At 72.7% G+C, this 17,414-nt stretch carries 17 protein-coding genes; 4 read left to right on the top strand and 13 right to left on the bottom strand.

What is annotated here, in order from left to right; all coding sequences use genetic code 11:
* From JGS39_RS04315 to JGS39_RS04290, 6 genes are all read right to left on the bottom strand, one after another.
* The coding region (locus JGS39_RS04315) for a hypothetical protein (protein ID WP_219567366.1) at nucleotides 1-513 on the bottom strand (513 nt) is incomplete at its 3' end.
* A gap of 169 nt (nucleotides 514-682) precedes the next feature.
* On the bottom strand, nucleotides 683-1,480 hold the full coding sequence (locus tag JGS39_RS04310; RefSeq protein ID WP_219567364.1) for a type III pantothenate kinase: 798 nt from the start codon (nucleotides 1,478-1,480) through the stop codon (nucleotides 683-685).
* Complete coding sequence (nadC, locus tag JGS39_RS04305) at nucleotides 1,480-2,523, bottom strand: carboxylating nicotinate-nucleotide diphosphorylase (RefSeq protein WP_219567363.1); 1,044 nt, start codon at nucleotides 2,521-2,523, stop codon at nucleotides 1,480-1,482. The genes JGS39_RS04310 and nadC overlap by 1 nt, the downstream gene beginning before the upstream one ends.
* A gap of 2 nt (nucleotides 2,524-2,525) precedes the next feature.
* Complete coding sequence (locus JGS39_RS04300; RefSeq protein ID WP_219567362.1) at nucleotides 2,526-4,268, bottom strand: L-aspartate oxidase; 1,743 nt, start codon at nucleotides 4,266-4,268, stop codon at nucleotides 2,526-2,528.
* The gene (gene panC, locus JGS39_RS04295; RefSeq protein ID WP_219567361.1) at nucleotides 4,265-5,281 is read right to left on the bottom strand and encodes a pantoate--beta-alanine ligase; all 1,017 of its coding nucleotides are present in this window, start codon (nucleotides 5,279-5,281) and stop codon (nucleotides 4,265-4,267) included. Before panC ends, JGS39_RS04300 begins: the two co-directional genes overlap by 4 nt.
* Nucleotides 5,278-6,225, bottom strand: coding sequence for a Rossmann-like and DUF2520 domain-containing protein (locus JGS39_RS04290; RefSeq protein ID WP_236063279.1), 948 nt, complete (start codon nucleotides 6,223-6,225; stop codon nucleotides 5,278-5,280). The genes panC and JGS39_RS04290 overlap by 4 nt, the downstream gene beginning before the upstream one ends.
* A gap of 185 nt (nucleotides 6,226-6,410) precedes the next feature.
* On the opposite strand from JGS39_RS04290, the gene JGS39_RS04285 reads away from it, so the two are divergent.
* Together JGS39_RS04285 and JGS39_RS04280 are read left to right on the top strand one after the other, a co-directional pair.
* On the top strand, nucleotides 6,411-7,628 hold the full coding sequence (locus tag JGS39_RS04285) for a threonine aldolase family protein (protein WP_219567359.1): 1,218 nt from the start codon (nucleotides 6,411-6,413) through the stop codon (nucleotides 7,626-7,628).
* Between the two features lie 80 nt (nucleotides 7,629-7,708).
* The gene (locus JGS39_RS04280) at nucleotides 7,709-8,827 is read left to right on the top strand and encodes a DUF5937 family protein (protein ID WP_219567358.1); all 1,119 of its coding nucleotides are present in this window, start codon (nucleotides 7,709-7,711) and stop codon (nucleotides 8,825-8,827) included.
* Nucleotides 8,828-8,853: 26 nt separating this feature from the next.
* Here the strand turns inward: JGS39_RS04280 and JGS39_RS04275 are convergent, their stop codons facing one another.
* The 3 genes from JGS39_RS04275 to JGS39_RS04265 all read right to left on the bottom strand — a co-directional run bounded on the left by JGS39_RS04275 (nucleotide 8,854) and on the right by JGS39_RS04265 (nucleotide 11,443).
* On the bottom strand, nucleotides 8,854-9,462 hold the full coding sequence (locus JGS39_RS04275; RefSeq protein WP_219567357.1) for an AAA family ATPase: 609 nt from the start codon (nucleotides 9,460-9,462) through the stop codon (nucleotides 8,854-8,856).
* A 3-nt stretch (nucleotides 9,463-9,465) separates the two neighbouring features.
* A complete protein-coding gene (locus tag JGS39_RS04270; protein WP_148020011.1) occupies nucleotides 9,466-10,140 on the bottom strand; it encodes a response regulator in 675 nt (224 codons plus the stop codon).
* A gap of 88 nt (nucleotides 10,141-10,228) precedes the next feature.
* Nucleotides 10,229-11,443: a sensor histidine kinase gene (locus JGS39_RS04265; RefSeq protein WP_219567355.1), complete on the bottom strand. Its 1,215-nt coding sequence runs from the start codon at nucleotides 11,441-11,443 to the stop codon at nucleotides 10,229-10,231.
* Between the two features lie 95 nt (nucleotides 11,444-11,538).
* Between JGS39_RS04265 and JGS39_RS04260 the strand changes: the two genes are divergently transcribed.
* Entirely contained in the window at nucleotides 11,539-12,534 is a 996-nt protein-coding gene (locus JGS39_RS04260) for an SAM-dependent methyltransferase (RefSeq protein ID WP_219567353.1), read from the top strand.
* A 56-nt stretch (nucleotides 12,535-12,590) separates the two neighbouring features.
* Nucleotides 12,591-13,733: an NADH-quinone oxidoreductase subunit D gene (locus tag JGS39_RS04255; protein WP_219567351.1), complete on the top strand. Its 1,143-nt coding sequence runs from the start codon at nucleotides 12,591-12,593 to the stop codon at nucleotides 13,731-13,733.
* A gap of 83 nt (nucleotides 13,734-13,816) precedes the next feature.
* Here the strand turns inward: JGS39_RS04255 and JGS39_RS04250 are convergent, their stop codons facing one another.
* The 4 genes from JGS39_RS04250 to JGS39_RS04235 all read right to left on the bottom strand — a co-directional run bounded on the left by JGS39_RS04250 (nucleotide 13,817) and on the right by JGS39_RS04235 (nucleotide 17,397).
* Nucleotides 13,817-14,851 carry a hypothetical protein gene (locus tag JGS39_RS04250; protein WP_219567350.1) on the bottom strand — a complete coding sequence of 345 codons (1,035 nt, stop codon included), beginning with the start codon at nucleotides 14,849-14,851 and terminating at the stop codon, nucleotides 13,817-13,819.
* Nucleotides 14,852-14,952: 101 nt separating this feature from the next.
* Nucleotides 14,953-15,930 carry an ABC transporter substrate-binding protein gene (locus JGS39_RS04245; RefSeq protein ID WP_219567348.1) on the bottom strand — a complete coding sequence of 326 codons (978 nt, stop codon included), beginning with the start codon at nucleotides 15,928-15,930 and terminating at the stop codon, nucleotides 14,953-14,955.
* Between the two features lie 70 nt (nucleotides 15,931-16,000).
* Entirely contained in the window at nucleotides 16,001-16,675 is a 675-nt protein-coding gene (locus JGS39_RS04240) for an ABC transporter permease (protein ID WP_219567347.1), read from the bottom strand.
* Between the two features lie 2 nt (nucleotides 16,676-16,677).
* Nucleotides 16,678-17,397: an ABC transporter permease gene (locus JGS39_RS04235; RefSeq protein WP_219567346.1), complete on the bottom strand. Its 720-nt coding sequence runs from the start codon at nucleotides 17,395-17,397 to the stop codon at nucleotides 16,678-16,680.
* Nucleotides 17,398-17,414: the final 17 nt, after the last annotated feature.

Here is a 17,414-nt window from a genome sequence, read left to right as displayed (position 1 = left end):
GGGCTTGGGCGCCGGACGATCGGACGGCACGGCCGGACGGGCCGGGGCCGCCGGGGCCTTCGGCTTCTCGGGCTCCGCGGCACGGCCGCCGGGCAGCGCGAGCAGCCGGCTGCGCGGCGCGGGCGCCGTGGCGGGGACCGCACGTCCGGCGAGACGGGCCCGCACGGAACGCTCGGCGAGCACCTGACACCGCTCCAGGAGCGCCGCGGCGACCGGCCCGCCACGCAGGGCGCGCAGGGCGGCGAGATCCTCGGGGCGGGGGTCGTACCCGGCGGCCAGGGCGTCCTGGAGGCGCTCCAGGTAACCGCTGAGGGAGCCGGGGAGGGCGTTTCGGTAGCGGACGAGGTCGGCGAGGAGGAAGGCGCGCAGTCGTCCGGCCTCACCGACCGCCTCGTCGACGGCGCCCGCTAGCCGCAGGCAGTCCTGGACGTCCTCGTCGGGCAGGGGCGCGGGGTGGAGGGCGATGGCGAGGGCACGGCGGAGCACTCGCAGCTCGTCCGCGCTGAACGCCATACCGCCGCGTGATCCGTAGGGCGTGGGCATAGCGCGACAATACGTGCTAAATGGACAAAATCCGTTTAACTGGCCGTCGGCGGCGCGGCGGCTCCGGTGGGCCACCGCGCCGGGAACCCCCCGGTCAGGGCCGCGTGCCGCGACGGGGCAAGGCTTGCCCGGACGGGCACTACAGGCGCGCCACGTTGCGCTCGTACACCAACCGCAGTCCGATGAGAGTGAGCCAGGGCTCGTGCTCGTCGATGACGGAGGACTCGCCCAGCACCATCGGAGCAAGGCCACCCGTCGCGATGACGGTGACGTCGTCGGGGTCGGCGGCCAGCTCCTTCTTCATGCGTCCGACGACACCGTCGACCTGGCCGGCGAAGCCGTAGATGATGCCCGCCTGCATGGCCTCGACGGTGTTCTTCCCGATCACGCTGCGCGGCCGGGCCAGCTCGATCTTGCGCAGCTGGGCGCCCTTCACCCCGAGCGCCTCGACCGAGATCTCGATGCCGGGCGCGATGACGCCGCCGGTGTACTCGCCTCGGGCGGAGACCGCGTCGAAGGTGGTGGCGGTGCCGAAGTCGACGACGATCGCCGGGCCGCCGTACAGGTCGACGGCGGCGACCGCGTTGATGATGCGGTCCGCGCCGACCTCCTTCGGGTTGTCCATCAGGATCGGCACACCGGTCTTGATGCCCGGCTCGACGAGGACGGCGGGGACGTCGCCGTAGTAGCGGCGGGTCACCTCGCGCAGTTCGTGCAGGACGGCCGGAACGGTGGAGCAGATCGCGATGCCCTCGATGCCGTCGCCCAGCTCCATGCCCAGCAGCGGGTGCATGCCCATCAGGCCCTGGAGCAGCACCGCGAGCTCGTCCGCGGTGCGGCGGGAGTCGGTGGAGATGCGCCAGTGCTCGACGATTTCCTCACCGTCGAACAGCCCGAGGACCGTGTGGGTGTTGCCGACGTCGATGGTGAGCAGCATCAGACGCCGGCCCCGTCGGTGTCGCGGAAGTCCAGGCCGATATCGAGGATCGGCGAGGAGTGGGTGAGCGCGCCGACGGCCAGGTAGTCCACACCGGCCTCCGCGTAAGCGCGGGCGGATTCCAGGGACAGCCGGCCCGAGGACTCCAGGATCGCGCGGCCGCCGACCAGCTCGACCGCTTCGGCGGTCTGCGACGGGGTGAAGTTGTCCAGCAGGATCAGATCGGCACCGGCGTCCAGGACCTCGGTGACCTGCTCCATCGTGTCGACCTCGACCTCGATCGCAAGGTCCGGGAACTCCTCCCTGACCCGCTTGAACGCCTCGGCGACCCCGCCCGCCGCGATCACGTGGTTGTCCTTGACCAGTGCGGCGTCGGACAGCGACATGCGGTGGTTGACGCCGCCGCCGCAGCGCACCGCGTACTTCTCCAGGGCGCGCAGGCCCGGAGTCGTCTTGCGGGTGTCGCGGACCTCGGCCTTCGTGCCCTCCAGCACGTCGGCCCAGGCGCGGGTGGCGGTGGCGATGCCGGAGAGCCGGCACAGCAGGTTGAGCGCGCTGCGCTCCCCGGTGAGCAGGTCACGGGTGCGGGTGGTGACGGTCAGCAGCTTCTGGCCGGGGGCGACGCGGTCGCCGTCCTCGACGTGCCGCTCGACCTCGAACTCGTCCGTACAGACGATGGAGAGCACGGCCTCGGCGACCCGCAGACCGGCCACGACGCCTGCCTCACGGGCGGTGAAGTCACCGGTGGCCACCGCGTCCTCGGGGACGGTGGCGACGGTCGTGACGTCCACTCCGCCGTCGAGGTCCTCCTCGATGGCGACGTGCGCGACGTCCTCGACGGTGACCGGGTCCAGGCCGGCGTCGGCGAGGAGCTGTGCGAGCGCGGGGTCCAGGCCGCACTCCAGGGCGTCCAGGTCGTAGCCGTCCTCCCCGCCACAGCCGCAGCCGTCACCGCAGCCGCCCGCGGCGGATGCGGGCGCGCCGATCTGGATCAGCGGTACGTCCACGGGTGTGGGGCGCGGATTCTCTTCGGGCGTGCTCACGGTTACGGCTCCTCGGGAGTGGGGTGGGTGGTGCCTGTCGCTGCGCAGTCTGCTGCCCCGGACGGCTGTACGGGCCCGAACGCCTCGGTATCCGTCCGACGGAGGACGAGCTGCCGGTCCGGGGTGAGCCTCACGACGAGGTGGCGGCGCCAGTTCTCGTCGTCGCGCTCGGGCCGGTCCTCGCGCCAGTGGCAGCCGCGGGTCTCCTCGCGCTGCCGGGCGGCGGCGACCAGGACCCGGGAGACGAGGAGCAGGTTGGTGACCTCCCAGGCCTCGACCCCGGGCACCGCGTCCTTCGGCTCGGCGGCCCCGGCCTTCAGGAACGCGCTGCGGTGCAGGTCCTCCAGCTCCTCGGCGGCCCGGGCGAGGCTGTCGGCGGAACGCACGACGCCGGCACCGCGGGTCATGATGCGCTGGATCGTGCTCCGGGCCTCGGGAGGCAGCAGCGGGGAGGGCGCGGGGTCGTCGGCGACGGCGACGGTGGCGGCGGCGGACCGGGGCCGGTCGGCGACGATGTCGGCCGCGATGCGCTCGGCGAAGACGAGGCCTTCCAGGAGCGAGTTGGACGCCAGCCGGTTCGCGCCGTGCACCCCGGTGCAGGCGACCTCGCCGCAGGCGTACAGACCGGGCACGGTCGTACGTCCCCGCAGGTCGGTGCGGATGCCGCCGGAGGCGTGGTGCGCGGCCGGGGCGACCGGGATCGGCTCGGTGACCGGGTCGATGCCATGGGTCCGGCAGGCCGCCAGGATGGTGGGGAAGTGCTGCTCCCACATCTTGGCGCCGAAGTGGCGGGCGTCGAGGTACATGTGCTCGGTGCCGTGCAGCTGCATCTGGCGGGTGATGGCCTTGGCGACGATGTCGCGCGGGGCGAGCTCGGCCAGCTCGTGCTGCCCGAGCATGAAGCGCGTGCCGTGTGCGTCGACGAGATGGGCGCCCTCGCCCCGTACCGCTTCCGAGACGAGCGGCTGCTGGCCCTCGGCACCGGCGCCGAGGAAGAGGACCGTGGGGTGGAACTGGACGAATTCGAGGTCCGAGACCTCCGCGCCCGCCCGCAGCGCGAGTGCCACGCCGTCGCCGGTGGCGACCGGCGGATTGGTGGTGGCGGAGAAGACCTGGCCCATGCCGCCGGTGGCGAGGATGACCGCGGGGGCGTGGACCGCGCCGACCCCGTCGTGCTGGCCCTCGCCCATGACGTGCAGGGTGACGCCCGCGGTGCGGCCTTCGGCGTCGGTGAGCAGGTCGAGCACGAGGGCGTTCTCGACGGTGTGCAGGGCGGCTTCGCGGACCGCTTCGACCAGGGCGCGGGAGATCTCCGCGCCCGTCGCGTCGCCGCCCGCGTGGGCGATGCGACGGCGGTGGTGGCCGCCCTCGCGGCCCAGCGCGATGGTGCCGTCGTCCGCGGTGTCGAAGTGGGCGCCGGTGCCGATCAGCCGGCGTACGGCGTCGGGGCCCTCGGTGACGAGGGTGCGGACCGCCGCCTCGTCGCACAGGCCGGCGCCCGCGACCAGGGTGTCGTCCAGATGCTGTTCCGGAGTGTCCCCCTCTCCCAGGGCGGCGGCGACGCCGCCCTGGGCCCAGCGGGTGGAGCCGTCGTCGAGGCGGGCCTTGGTGACGACGACGGTGGAGAGGCCCGCGGCGGCGCAGCGCAGCGCGGTGGTGAGTCCGGCCACACCGGAGCCGACCACCACGACGTCGGCGTCGATGGACCAGCCAGGGGCGGGGGCGGTCAGCCGTATTCCGGTCACGCGGTGGCTCCGAAGGTCAGCGGGATGTTGTCGATGAGGCGGGTGGTGCCCACCCGTGCGGCGACGGCGAGGATCGCGTCGCCCGCGGTGCGGTCGTCGGGGATCTCTGTGAAGTCCGCCGGGTCCACGAGTGCCAGATAGTCGAGGGCGAGCGGAGGCTGCTCGGCCGACGCGTCTTCCAGGATCGCGCGGGCTGCGGCGCGCACGGCGGCGGGTCCCCCGTCCGGCCTCGCCCGGGCGACGGCCTGGGCGTCGGCCGCCAGCCTGGCCTCGCCGAGCCGGTTGAGCCCGGCGGCCCGGCCCTCCGTCGCACCCGTCGTCTGCGCGCGGGCGTGCAGCGCCTGCTGGGCGGCGAGCCGGTCACGGGCCGCGAACAGGGCCCGTGACAGGGCGAGCGCGGTGTGGCGCTCGTACGCGTCGAGGAAGCGGTTGCGGCTGGAGAGCGCGAGGCCGTCGGCCTCCCGGGCCGTCTCCACGCCCACGATCTCCACGGGGAAGTTCAGATCGCGCACCATGCGGCGGATCAGCGCCAGCTGCTGGGCGTCCTTCTGCCCGAAGAACGCGACATCGGGGCGGGTCAGGTGGAGCAGCTTGGCGACGACCGTGAGCATGCCGTCGAAGTGTCCGGGGCGGGAGGCGCCTTCGAGTCGCTCGCCCATCGGGCCCGCGGAGATCCGGACCTGGGGTTCGCCGCCGGGGTAGACCTCGTCGACGGACGGCGCGAAGACCACGTCGGCGCCGGCCCCGCCGGCCACGGCGAGATCCGCGTCCAGGGTGCGCGGGTAGCGGTCCAGGTCGGCGCTCTCACCGAACTGGAGCGGGTTGACGAAGACGGTGACGACGACCTGGCCGCCCGCTCCGACAACCGCACGCGCGGTTTGGATAAGGGAGGCGTGCCCCTCGTGCAGGGCGCCCATCGTCATGACGACGGCACGCTCGGCCCGGTCCCCTTCGGGGGCGTAACCCGCCAGTTCGGCGGCGGTACGCAGCAGCGTGGCGGCGGATGCGGTCATCGGGACTCCTCCGGTCCGGTTCCGGCGCTGCCGGGGGCGCCCGAGCCGTCGGCCAGGACGTCGAGCAGGTCCTCGGCCAGCTCCGGCTTGAGCATGCCGTGGGAGAGCGCGCGGTCGGCGGTGGCGCGGGCCATCGCGACGTAACCGGCCACCGTCCGCGGGGCGTGGGTGCGCAGCTCGCCGATGTGCGCGGCGACCGTGCCCGCGTCGCCGCGGGCGACCGGGCCGGTCAGGGCGGCGTCACCGGAGCGCAGGGCGTTGTCCAGGGCGGCGCCGAGGAGCGGGCCGAGCATCCGGTCGGGGGCGGTGACCCCCGCCGTGCGCAGCAGCTCCATCGACTGGGCGACCAGGGTGACCAGGTGGTTCGCGCCGAGGGCGAGCGCCGCGTGGTAGAGCGGGCGGGACTCCTCGGCGATCCACTCGGGCTCGCCGCCCATCTCGATGACCAGCGCCTCGGCGGCGAGCCGCAGCTGCTCGGGGGCGGTGACCCCGAAGGAGCAGCCGGCCAGCCGCTGGACGTCCACGGAGGTGCCGGTGAACGTCATCGCCGGGTGCAGGGCCAACGGCAGGGCGCCGGCCCGCAGCGCGGGATCCAGCACCTTCGTCCCGTACCGCCCCGAGGTGTGGACGATCAGCTGGCCGGGGCGGACCGCACCGGTCTCGGCGAGGCCCTCGACGAGCCCCGGCAGGGCGTCGTCGGGGACCGTCAGCAGGACCAGTTCCGCGCGCGCGAGGACCTCGGCGGGCGGTACCAGCGGGACATCGGGAAGCAGGGTGGCGGCGCGGCGCACCGAGGCGTCGGAGACGCCCGACACGGCGACCGGGCGGTGCCCGGCCAGCGCCAGGGAGGCGGCGAGAGCGGGGCCGACGCGGCCCGCGCCCACGACGCCGACGGTGAGCCGGGCGGGACGGTCCCTCGCGTCGAGGGGCTCCTGGGGATTCATTGTATTCACTCGGCGGTGGCCTTCCGTTCCAGTCCGCGGGGGGTACCGGACGATTCCTCTGCATGCTACGCCAGCACATCGCCCGGACCTCCGGCTGTCCACAGGCTGTGGACAGTCCCGGCCACGGCGGGACGCGGCGTCCATATCCTGTGGGCAGGGGCTGCGTTCTGCGTGATGATCGTCCCATGGCAGACAGAGACGAGCAGGTGCACGACGAGGCGACGGACGGGCCGCGGACCCCCCGCGGATACGGGGACGAGGAGCCCGACCCGCAGCGGCTGCGCCGCACCGCCGCGTGGCGGCAGGCCCGAAGGCTCCTGTCCCGGTCGCCGCTGGACCGCCCGCTCGGCGAACAGCTGGCGTCGCTGACGGCGGGCGCGGCCACGGTCACCGATCTCGACCGGCCCGCCGACATCTACGGCAACGGCGTCGTCGCCGAGCTGGAGCGGCGGATCGCCGGACTGCTGGGCACCGAGGCCGCCGCGTTCTTCCCGACCGGGACGATGGCGCAGCAGGTCGCGCTGCGCTGCTGGGCCGGGCGCACCGGCAACCCGGCGGTGGCCCTGCACCCGCTCGCCCACCCCGAGGTGCACGAGCGCGGCGCCCTGTCCTCGGTCAGCGGGCTGCGTACGGTCCACCCGACGAACGAGCCACGGCTGCCCACGGCGGACGAGATCCGCGACTTCGCCGAGCCGTTCGGCACCCTGATGCTGGAGCTGCCGCTGCGCGACGCGGGCTTCGTCCTGCCCACGTGGGAGGAGCTGGAGGCCGTGGTGGCGGCGGCACGCGAACGCGACGCGGTCGTCCACTTCGACGGGGCGCGGCTGTGGGAGTGCGCCGACCGCTTCGGGCGGGAACTGCCGGAGATCGCGGCGCTCGCCGACAGTGTGTACGTGTCGTTCTACAAGACCCTCGGCGGAATCTCCGGGGCGGCGCTCGCAGGCTCCGCCTCGCTGATCGAGGAGGCCCGGACCTGGCGGCACCGGTACGGCGGCCAGCTCTTCCAGCAGTACCCGGCGGCCATCGCCGCGCTGATCGGCCTGGACCGGGAGCTGCCGAAGCTGCCGTCGTACGTGGCCCAGGCGAAGGTGGTCGCGGCGGCACTGGCCGAGGGGTTCACCGAGGCCGGTGCCGGGTGGTTCCGGGTGCATCCGGAACCACCGCACACCCACCAGTTCCAGGTCTGGCTGCCCTACCCGGCGGACGTGCTGGAGGAGGCGTCGCTGCGCCAGGTGGAGGAGACGGGCGTGGCCCTCTTCCGCCTGTGGCACCCGGCTGCCACGGGCCCGCCCGGGGTGTCGTTCACCGAGGTCACGGTGTCGGAGGCGGGGCTGGAGTGGACGGCCGCCGACGTCCGCGCGGCGGCGGCGGAGTTCCTGGAGCGGGTGGCGCGGGAGCAGTGAGGCACGCCCGGCGGGCCGCCGATTGACGCCGGCCGTCAATCGGGGTCCGGACCGTCCCGCTCACCCCGCACCATGGACGGGTGAGCGTAACCATCGGCATCGCGGGCCTCGACCCCCGGCACGTCGTCTTCGAGACCTCGCCCCTCGTCGAGCTGGGGGTCGCCCTGCACGCGCTCTCCGAGCCGGGGCACCACCCCGGGATGCACGGCTGGGCGACGGCCACCACCACGTCCCTGGAACCGGACCTGGCCGACCGGCTGCACGAAGCGGACTTCCTGTGGCGGAACACGTTCTCGGACATCTTCATGCCCTTCGCCGGTGTCATCGGCGGCAACGGCAGGACGGGCGCCGACCTCGCCGAGGACCTGGACATCCTGGACCGGCTGGACGACGAGCGGTTCGTGTCCGCGGCCCTGGAGTTCACCTGCGCGAACCTGTACGGGACCGGCGCGGCCTCCCCGCTCCGCGATCCCGGCATGCGGGCCCGGGCCCTGGACATGGCGGCGGCGCGCGGCCCGCAGCAGGTGGAGTTCACCCAGCGGCTGCTGGCCGACCCCGCCCCGGTACGCCGCTGGATCCGGCGCCTCTTCGAGGACTGCGACCAGGCGTTCTTCGCGGACACCTGGCAGCGGGTGCGGGTCCCGCTGGTGGCCGACGCACGGCACAAGACGGATCTGCTGCGGCACAAGGGGACCGCCGAGGCCGTGCGGGCCGTCTCGCCCGCCCTCTCCGTCGACGAGGACGGTGCGCGGATCAGCGTCGACAAGCTGACCGAGGGCTCGACCGACGCCACCGACCCCGCCGTCGGCGCCGGACTCACCCTCATCCCGACCAGCCTCGGCTGGCCGCATCTGATGGTGCTGCACGCCCCGGGCTGGCGCCCGGTGATCCACTACCCCGTGCACCGGCCCGAGCTGCCCTCGCCCGCCTCGGTGGAACTGCTCCAGCTCCGCATGGAGGCCCTGGCCCACCCGCTGCGGATGCGTCTGTGCCGCAACATCGCCCGCTCGCCGTACACGACCGGCGAACTCGCCGACACGAACGGGATCACCGCCCCCGAGGTCTCCCGCCATCTCACCGTCCTCAAGAAGGCGGGCCTGGTCACGACGCGACGCCGCGGCCGGTACGTACTGCACCAGCTGGACCTGACCGTGGTGGCGCGGCTCGGCAGCGACTTCCTGGAGGGGATCCTGCGCTGAGCCCGGGGCGGTGCCGGACGCCCGTCTCAGTCGAACCGGATGTGCCGGATCCCCGTCCAGGCCCGCCGCACCCGGTGCCGCAGCGCGCTGTCCGTGTCCGGCAGCAGGGTGAGGCCCGCCGACGCGGCGATCCGGTCGGCGACCTGCGGGACCGTCAGTCGGTCGGTCCGGATCTGCTCGGCGAACTCCGGGGCTTCGAGCCGCTCCAGGCAGTGGTCCAGCTTCGCGACGGCGAAGCTCTCACGCTTGAGTCCGCGCCCGAGGCCGCGTTCCCGCAGCCGCCCCAGCACCGTCTCGCGCTCGGCGAGCAGGGCGAAGTGATGCACCGTCCGCCCGTCCTCGCGCAGCCGCCCGACGATCTCCGCGAAGTAGCCGGGGTCGACCAGGGTCATCGGGGCGATGACCGTGCCGGGATGCCCGCTCAGGGCGAGAGCGAGCATGTCGTGCACCCCCTGCCGCCAGGCCGGCAGGTCCTGGAAGTCGCCGCGCAGCGCGGGCGGCAGTGTCCGGTGCAGTCCGAAGCCGACGTGCTCCGGATCGCAGACCACGCTTCCGGGCAGCCGTCGCCGGAGCTCGTACGCCGTCTGTGTCTTTCCGCCGCCGAACGGGCCGTTGATCCAGAGGAGCGCGCCCATCGGTCAGCCCGCCCCGCCTCCGGCGCGCACCAGCCCGGTCTCGTAGGCGAGGACCACGACCTGCACCCGGTCGCGCAGGCCCAGCTTGGTCAGGATCCGGCCGACATGCGTCTTCACGGTCGCCTCGGAGAGCACCAGCCGCCCCGCGATCTCGCCGTTCGACAGGCCCTGGGCGACCAGCAGCATCACCTCGCGTTCGCGTTCGGTGAGCTTGGCGACGTCCTTGTGCTGCGGCTCGGCCGTGCTGCTGGGCAGCATCGGCGAGAAACGGTCGAGCAGCCGGCGGGTGGTGGACGGGGCGACGACGGCATCGCCGCTGTGCACGGAACGGATCGCGGCCAGCAGTTCGCCGGGCGGCACGTCCTTGAGCATGAAGCCGCTGGCCCCTGCCTTCAGCCCCGAGAAGGCGTACTCGTCGAGGTCGAACGTCGTCAGGATGAGCACCTTGGGCGCATCGGGCTGCGCGCAGATGCGGCGGGTGGCCTCGACCCCGTCCAGCCGGGGCATCCGCACATCCATGAGCACCACGTCGACGGCGGTGGCGCGGAGGTTCTCGATCGCCTCCGCGCCGTCGCCGGCCTCGGCGACGACCTCCATGTCCGGCTGCGCGGCGAGCACCATCCGGAAGCCTGTACGCAGCAGCGCCTGGTCGTCGACGAGCATCACGCGGATCGCCATGGGTCCCTGTCTCCTGTTCGTCCTGCGGTCGGTTCCGGCGTATCGGCAGACCCGGGGGTCCCGAAGGCCCCGGAGGTCCCGGAAGGCCCTAGTTCGCGGCCTTGAGCGGCAGCAGCGCGCTGATCCGGAATCCGCCGCCGGGGCGCGGTCCGGCATCCAGTGTGCCGCCGACCATGCCGACCCGTTCGCGCATACCGATCATGCCGTGGCCGGCGCCGTCGGCGCCGCCGTCCTCGTACAGTTCGTGCGCCGCGCCCCGGCCGTCGTCCTCCACCAGCAGGCCGAGCCCGTCGTCGAAGTAGACCAGCCGCACACTGGCCCCGGCGTTCGGACCGCCGTGCTTGCGTGTGTTGGTCAGCGCCTCCTGCACGATGCGGTACGCCGTCAGCTCGACTCCGCTGGGCAGCGAGCGCGGGGTGCCCTCGACCCTGAAGTCGACGGCCAGACCGGCCGCTCTGACCTTCTCGATCAGATCCTCGATCTGCTCGACGTCCGGCTGCGGGACGTACTCCCCCGTCTCCGGGGCGTCGCCCGTGCGCAGCACGCCCAGCAGCCGGCGCATCTCCGCGAGCGCCTGCCGGCCGGTGCTGGAGATCGTCTCCAGCGCCTGCCGGGCCTGGTCGGGGGCCGCGTCCATCACATAGGCGGCACCGTCCGCCTGCACCACCATCACCGAGACGTTGTGCGCGACGACGTCGTGGAGCTCGCGGGCGATACGGGCACGCTCGGCCGCCACCGCTACCTTCGACTGCGCCTCGCGCTCCCGCTCCAACCGGGCCGCGCGCTCCTCCAGCTGGTCGAAATAGGCCCGCCGGGTCCGCATCGAGTCGCCGAGCACCCAGGCCAGCACGAACGGCACCGTCATCACGACGACGAGGAAGACCGACTCCACCCAGCTGCGCGGCATGTCCTCCCGCTCCGGCCAGCGGAGCTGGGAGAGCGTGGCCGCGCACAGACTGCACGCCAGGGCGAGCCGGGAGGCCCAGCGTTCGCCGACGGTGGCCACGGTGAAGGTGATCACCAGCATGGCGAAGTTGGCGACGGTCGGTCTGACCCCGAACGCCAGCTGGGCCACGCCCATCGCGATGGCGAGCAGCAGCATCTTCTCGGGTGCGCGCCGGCGCAGCGCCACGACGACGCAGAGGCCGACGACGACCGGCACGGCTGCGATGCGCTCCGCGCGGCCGCCGAGCCCGACGTCGCCGACCACGATCGTCATGCCGGAGAGCCCGAGGAGGAAGACAGCCCAGAAGCTGTCGACGCCCGTCGGGTGTCTGCGGATGAAGTCGTAGAGGCGCTGCACGTAACCCAGCGTAGGGAAGGGCGAGGGGGGACGGGTCAGCCGAAGGGCCGATCCAGGTCCGGAGACCGTACTCCCCAAGGTGGAGACTTGGGAACGTGACGGATGAGTGGCGTGGGTGGCAGGAGGCGGCCGAGACCGCTTTGTACGGGGACGGGGGGTTCTACCGGAGCCAGGAGGGGCCTGCGGGGCATTTCCGCACGTCGGTGCACGCCTCCCCGCTGTTCGCCGCGGCCGTCGCCCGGCTGCTGGTCAGGACGGCCGGGGAACTGCGGACCTCGTGTGTGGACCTGGTGGATCTGGGGGCGGGGCGCGGAGAGCTGTTGACGGGCGTGCTCGCCGCGCTGCCGGCCGAAGGCGGGGACGGCCTCACGGTACGGGCGTACGCCGTGGAGCTCGCAGTCCGTCCGCACGGCCTGGACCCGCGGATCCAGTGGCGCGCGAAGCCGCCGCAGGGAGTGCGCGGGCTGCTGTTCGCCAACGAGTGGCTGGACAACGTGCCGGTGCCGGTCGCCGAGACGGACCCGGACGGCGTCGAGCGGTACGTCCTGGTGCGGACGGCGGACGGTGCGGAGCGGCTGGGCGAACCGGTGAGCGGGGCGGACGCGGAGTGGCTGCGCCGCTGGTGGCCCTCGGCGGGGCCGGGCAGCCGGGCGGAGATCGGCCGCCCGCGCGACGAGGCGTGGGCGGACGCGGTGGCCGCACTGTCCGGCGGGCTCGCGGTGGCGGTGGACTACTGCCACGGACGGGAGGAGCGGCCGCCGTTCGGCACGCTGACCGGCTTCCGGGCGGGGCGCGAGGTGCCGCCGGTGCCGGACGGCAGCTGCGACCTCACCTCGCACGTGGCCCTGGACGCGTGCGCGGCGGCGGGCGGGCCGGGCGCGGAGATCCGCACGCAGCGCGAAGCGCTGCGGCAGCTGGGCATCAGTGGTGAACGCCCGCCGCTGTCGCTCGCGTCGAGTGACCCGGCGGGTTACGTGCGGGCCCTGGCCTCGGCGGGCGAGGCCGCGGAACTCACGGCCCGGGGCGGACTGGGCGACTTCGGCTGGCTGACACAACGTGTCCGGGCCCCGTCCAGCCCCTCCGGCGGTTGAGGAGCGGGGTCCGGGGCGGAGCCCCGGGAAGCCGGGCCGCAGGCAATACTGTCGGCATGACGGAGACGACAGTCGGCATCGGCGGCGCAGCGGAAAGCACCGACATGGTGCTCAACATCGGCCCCCAGCACCCCTCCACCCATGGCGTGCTCCGTCTGCGCATCGTCCTGGACGGCGAACGCATCCAGCACGCCGAACCGGTCATCGGCTATATGCACCGCGGCGCGGAGAAGCTCTTCGAGGCCCGCGACTACCGGCAGATCGTGATGCTCGCCAACCGCCACGACTGGCTGTCGGCGTTCTCCAACGAACTGGGCGTCGTGATGGCCGTCGAGCGAATGCTCGGCATGGAGGTCCCGGAGCGCGCGGTGTGGACCCGCACCCTGCTCGCCGAGCTCAACCGGGTCCTCAACCACCTGATGTTCCTCGGCTCGTACCCGCTGGAACTCGGCGGGATCACCCCGGTGTTCTACGCGTTCCGGGAGCGCGAGGAACTCCAGGCCGTGATGGAGGAGGTCTCCGGCGGCCGGATGCACTACATGTTCAACCGGGTCGGCGGTCTCAAGGAGGACCTCCCGGCGGGCTGGCTCGGCCGCGCCCGGGACGCCGTCGCGTCGGTCCGTTCCCGGATGGACGTCTACGACAAGCTGGTGCTCGGCAACGAGATCTTCCGGGGCCGTACCCGCGGGGTGGGCGTCCTGTCGGCGGAGGCGGTGCACGCCTACGGGGTGTCCGGGCCGATCGCCCGCGCCTCGGGTGTCGACTTCGACCTGCGGCGCGACGAGCCGTATCTGGCGTACGGAGAGCTCCAGGACACCCTGAAGGTCGTCACCCGTACCGAGGGCGACTGCCTGGCCCGGTTCGAGTGCCTGCTGGAGCAGACGCACAACGCGCTGGACCTGGCGGACGCCTGCCTGGACCGGATGGCGGACCTGGCGCCGGGGCCGATCAACCAGCGGCTGCCCAAGGTGCTGAAGGCCCCCGAGGGCCACACGTACGCCTGGACCGAGAACCCGCTCGGCGTCAACGGCTACTACCTGGTCTCCAAGGGCGAGAAGACGCCGTACCGGCTGAAGCTCCGCTCCGCCTCGTTCAACAACATCCAGGCACTCACCGAACTGCTGCCGGGCACGCTCGTCGCCGACATGGTGGCGATTCTCGGTTCACTGTTCTTCGTCGTCGGCGACATCGACAAGTAGCCGACGGGCCGGCTCTGCCCGGTCCTACGAGATCCGGGCCGGCTCTGCCCGGCTCTACGAGATCCGGCTGTCGCCGCCCGGTCCTACGAGATCGCGCTCCGCAGTTCCGCCACGTCCAGCTGCTCGGTCTCGTCGTGCGCGGTGAGGTCGATGACCTTGCCGACGGCCCGGTTCTCGGCCGCGCCCGTGCGGTGCGCGGCCAGCGCCTCCTCGCCCACCACGTCGGCGAGGTCCTCGTTCTGCACGGACTCGATCGCGGCGTGCGCCTTCTGCGTACCGAAGAAGTCGAAGCTGCCCTGCGGCACCAGATGGCGGCGCGAGGCCGCGTACGGAACGACCGCGCTGGCGGCCTGAACCGCGCGCGGGGCGGGCAGCGCCCGGTCCGGGCGGCTCGCGGGCAGGGCGGCCTGCGGGCGACGGTGCTGCTCGGCACCCGCCTGCCCGGCGGTTGCCCGCTGGTCCGCGGCCGCCGCGTGCTTCCCCTGCGGCTCCTCCGCTTCCCTGGCCCGCTCGGCGAGATCGCGCGCCCTGGCCTGCTCGGCGGTGCGCCGGGCCTCCTGGAGCGCCCCGTTGCGCGAGAGGTCGTCGAGGGCCTGAGCGGCCCGCAGATACGCGGACGGGGTGGGCGTGCTGCGCGCGGCGGGCAGTTCGCGGGGCGGCGCGGACGCCTCCAGCGCGAGCTGCCGACGGCTCTCCAGGACACTGGCGCGCTCGGTCTCCGCGTTGGCGTACCGCCGCAGCAGCGCGGCGTGCTCGCCCCGCAGCCCGGCGAGCTCCACGCGCTTGCGACGCAGCTTCGTCTCCAGACGGGCGCGCAGTTCGCGCGACTCCTCCAGATCGGTCTCCAGCTCCGCCACGCGTTCCTCGGCACGCCATTCGTCGCCGGCGCGGGCGCGCGTCAGCTCCGCGACGCGACGGCCCGCCTCCCGGTCCCAGCTGCGCATCAGATACGCGCCGGTGACGGCGGCGGCCGCCGCGGCGGCGACCAGTCCGCGCAGGACCAGCGGCTCGGCGAGCAGCCAGGCTCCCGCGGCACAGAGGACCGCCGCTCCGGCGACGGCCGAAGGCGGAAGGATTCTGTGCAGAGGTGGCGAATGACGATGGCGTCCACGTGGCATGGCCTGAAATTTACCGTGCGTACGGTCCGCTTGGGGGGCCGCCCGGCAATCTGTTCCCCGGCAGTTACCTGACGGCCCCTGAATCGCTCATTCCGCCCTTGCTACTTCTTGATCAGACCTTTCGTCTCCAGGTATTCCCTGGCGACATCGGCGGGCTTGGCGCGCTCGGCGTCGACCTTGCGGTTCAGTTCCGCCAGATCCTGTGTCGTGAGCGCGTCGGTGAGCTTGCCGAGCGCGTCCGCGATGTCCTGGGCGCCCGCGTCCTCGGCATTGAGGACGGGCAGCACGTTGTCCGCGTTCTGCAGCTTCTTGTCGTCCTCCAGGAAGACCAGACCGAAGGTGTCCAGCACCGCGTCCGTGGTCGTGGTCAGGACCAGCTGGTCCTTGCCGTCCTTGACCGCCTGCTTGGACTGCGGGGTGCCGACTCCCTTGGGGTCGATGCCGGTGACGTCGATGCCGTACGTCTTCTTCAGCCCGGGTGCGCAGAACGGCCGCACCTCGCACTCGTCGCCCGCCGCGATCTTCACCTTGATCTTGGAGGCGCCGAGATCCGAGAGCGTCCTGAGCTTGTTCTTGTCGGCGAATTCCTTGGTGACCGCGAAGGCGTTCTGATCGACGGCCGCACCGGCCGGCAGCACCTTCAGCCCGCGCGGAGTGGCGAGCTTCTCCAGGGCGGCGACCGTGGCCGCGGTGTCGCCCGAGGCGACCGGCTTCGCCCCGGCCGCCTTCGCCCCGTTCACCTTGGCGTTGAGGAATTCCGCGATCGTCGCCGCGTATTCCGGAACGACGTCGATCTCGCCCTTCTCCAGGGACGGTTCGTAGAGTTCGCGGTTCTTCACCGTGGTGACCGACGTGCTGTATCCGGCCTCCGACAGAACGCCGGCGTACAGCTCCGCGAGCACCTTGGACTCGGTGAAGGCGGCGGCGCCGACGACCAGCGAGCCCTTCTTCCCCGAGCCCTTGTCCGCGTCGGATCCGCCCTTGTCCTTCTCCAGGCTGTCGCCGCCGCAGGCGGCGAGCGAGCCCGCGAGCGCGACGATGCCGATGACCGCACCGGCCAGGCGCGAGGTCCTGCTCATACTGTTCTCCGTCCACGGCAACGAGGCCATATGCGATATGCGTTATCGGTTGAGTGGGCCGTCCGGACGCTCATGCGGTCCGGCGGCGGCGCAGCGGTGACAGCAGCCGGTCGACACCGACCAGTGCCGTCTCCACCAGCAGTGCCAGTACGGCGACCAGCAGGGCGCCCGCGACCACCTGCGGGGTGTTGTACGTGTTGAAGCCCGCGGTGATGATCCGGCCGAGACCGCCCTGGCCGACCATCGCGGCGATCGTCGCGGTGGCCACGACCTGCACCGCCGCCGAACGCAGCCCGGTCATGATCATCGGGTAGGCCAGCGGGAGTTCGACCCGGAGGAAGAGCTGGCCGCCCGACATGCCCATCCCCCGCGCGGCCTCCGCCACCGAACGGTCCACCTCCGTCATCCCGACGTAGGCGTTGGTCAGCAGCGGCGGCACGGCGAAGAGCACCAGGGCGATGATCGTCGGTATGTATCCCGCGTTGCGCAGCGGCGAGACCATGAAGAGGGCCAGCACCGCGAAGACCGGTATCGCCCGCCCCACGTTGGAGATGTTGACGGCGAGCGCGCCGCCCTTCCCGATGTGTCCCAGATACAGGGCGATGGGCAGGGCGATGGCGCAGGACAGGGCGAGCGCCACCCCACTGACGTACAGATGCTCGCCGAGCCGGTGGGCCACCCCGCTCTCCCCCGACCAGTTGGTACCGGTGGTGAGCCAGGTCCAGGCCTCGCCGAGAACTCCCACGGTCAGACCGCCTTCGCCGGAACGGGTGCGCCCACGGCGTCGGCGTCACGGGCGGCCGGTATTCGGGTCCAGGGGGTCAGCAGCCGCTGGACACCGAGCAGCAGCAGATCCGCGACCACCGCGAGCAGTACACAGAGCACCGAGGCTGCCAGCACCTGGGCCTTGAAGAAGCTCGGCAGGGCGTCCTCGATGAGGTTGCCCAGGCCACCGCGGCCGACGATCGATCCGACGGTGGTCAGCGCGATCGTGGACACCGTGGCGATCCGTATCCCGGCCATCAACGCAGGCATCGCCAGTGGGAGTTCGACCTCCCACAGAAGTCGCACCGGCCCGTAGCCCATGCCCCTGGCGGCTTCCTTCGCCTCCTGCGGAACCGCCTGGAGACCGGCCAGGATGTTCCGTACGAGAATCGTCAGCGAATACAGCACGAGCCCGGTGACGACGAGCGCCGCGGAGAGCCCGAACAGCGGCAGCAGGAGCGAGAACATCGCGAGCGACGGCACCGTGTAGAGCACCGTGGTCAGCCCGAGCACGGGTCCGGCGAAGTGCCGACCGCGACGGGCGAGCAGCGCCAGCGGAAAGGCCACGGCCACCCCGATCGCCACCGAGACGGCGGTGATCCAGATGTGCTGCACCGTCGCATCCGTCAACTCCTGGCTGCGGGAGCGGAGATACTCACCGCAGATCCAGTCGTTCGTCACCAGGCAGTTCTGTCCGGCCATCCGTCCCCACCTCCCGA

Source organism: Streptomyces poriferorum (genome assembly GCF_019399235.1).
In the GTDB taxonomy this organism is placed as follows: Bacteria; Actinomycetota; Actinomycetes; order Streptomycetales; family Streptomycetaceae; genus Streptomyces; species Streptomyces poriferorum.
The sequence above is the reverse complement of the archived record's forward strand: the minus strand, read 5'-3'. Positions and strand labels throughout refer to the sequence as shown.

What these genes read in the sequence shown, in the direction of transcription:
- JGS39_RS04245 (WP_219567348.1), bottom strand. Translation starts at nt 15,930, where the DNA reads ATGAGCAGGACCTCGCGCCTGGCCGGTGCGGTCATCGGCATCGTCGCG.
- JGS39_RS04285 (WP_219567359.1), top strand. Translation starts at nt 6,411, where the DNA reads ATGGCAGACAGAGACGAGCAGGTGCACGACGAGGCGACGGACGGGCCG.
- JGS39_RS04270 (WP_148020011.1), bottom strand. Translation starts at nt 10,140, where the DNA reads ATGGCGATCCGCGTGATGCTCGTCGACGACCAGGCGCTGCTGCGTACA.
- JGS39_RS04275 (WP_219567357.1), bottom strand. Translation starts at nt 9,462, where the DNA reads ATGGGCGCGCTCCTCTGGATCAACGGCCCGTTCGGCGGCGGAAAGACA.
- JGS39_RS04310 (WP_219567364.1), bottom strand. Translation starts at nt 1,480, where the DNA reads ATGCTGCTCACCATCGACGTCGGCAACACCCACACGGTCCTCGGGCTG.
- JGS39_RS04290 (WP_236063279.1), bottom strand. Translation starts at nt 6,225, where the DNA reads ATGAATCCCCAGGAGCCCCTCGACGCGAGGGACCGTCCCGCCCGGCTC.
- JGS39_RS04250 (WP_219567350.1), bottom strand. Translation starts at nt 14,851, where the DNA reads ATGCCACGTGGACGCCATCGTCATTCGCCACCTCTGCACAGAATCCTT.
- JGS39_RS04255 (WP_219567351.1), top strand. Translation starts at nt 12,591, where the DNA reads ATGACGGAGACGACAGTCGGCATCGGCGGCGCAGCGGAAAGCACCGAC.
- panC (WP_219567361.1), bottom strand. Translation starts at nt 5,281, where the DNA reads ATGACCGCATCCGCCGCCACGCTGCTGCGTACCGCCGCCGAACTGGCG.
- JGS39_RS04235 (WP_219567346.1), bottom strand. Translation starts at nt 17,397, where the DNA reads ATGGCCGGACAGAACTGCCTGGTGACGAACGACTGGATCTGCGGTGAG.